The organism is Bacillus sp. Nf3 (assembly GCF_003028545.1).
Lineage (GTDB): Bacteria > Bacillota > Bacilli > Bacillales > Bacillaceae > Bacillus > Bacillus safensis.
The window spans coordinates 1-517 of record NZ_PYUA01000118.1; the positions used below are offsets into that span (position 1 = coordinate 1).

1 protein-coding gene is annotated in these 517 nt (G+C 66.5%); it reads right to left on the bottom strand.

Going from position 1 to position 517, the window contains the following annotated elements; genetic code table 11:
* Nucleotides 1-421 (bottom strand): pantetheine-phosphate adenylyltransferase (gene coaD, locus C9414_RS21125; protein ID WP_107164311.1); only part of this gene is annotated, 421 nt, incomplete at its 3' end.
* Nucleotides 422-517 lie beyond the last annotated feature (96 nt).

The following is a 517-nucleotide window of genomic DNA, read 5'->3' on the forward strand; positions in this document are numbered from 1 at the left end:
GCGCGATCTCGCGGACCAGCGAGGACGAAATGAAGCTGTGCTGTTCGGCCGGGGTCAGGAACAGGGTCTCGACCTCGGGGATCAGGTGGCGGTTCATGCTCGCCATCTGGAACTCGTACTCGAAGTCGGACACCGCGCGCAGGCCGCGCAGCAGCACCCCGCCCTGGACCGAACGTACGAAATGAGCCAGCAGCGTATCGAAGCCGATGACCTCGACGTTGCTGTGGTGCCCCAGCGCACCGCGAGCCAGCTGCACGCGCTGCTCCAGCGGCAGCGCCGGCCCCTTGGACGGGCTCTGTGCCACGCCGACCACGACCTTTTCAAACAGCGGCGCGGCCCGGCTGACCAGGTCGATATGACCATTGGTGATCGGGTCGAACGTGCCGGGGTAGACGGCGATGCGGCGGTTGGCCACGGTCATGGGCGGTTGCAGATGTTCAGATGAGGTAAAAGTGTAGCAGTGGCGCGGCGGTACAGGGCAAAGCGCACCTCGCGGGTGCCGCCCTCGCGGTGCAGC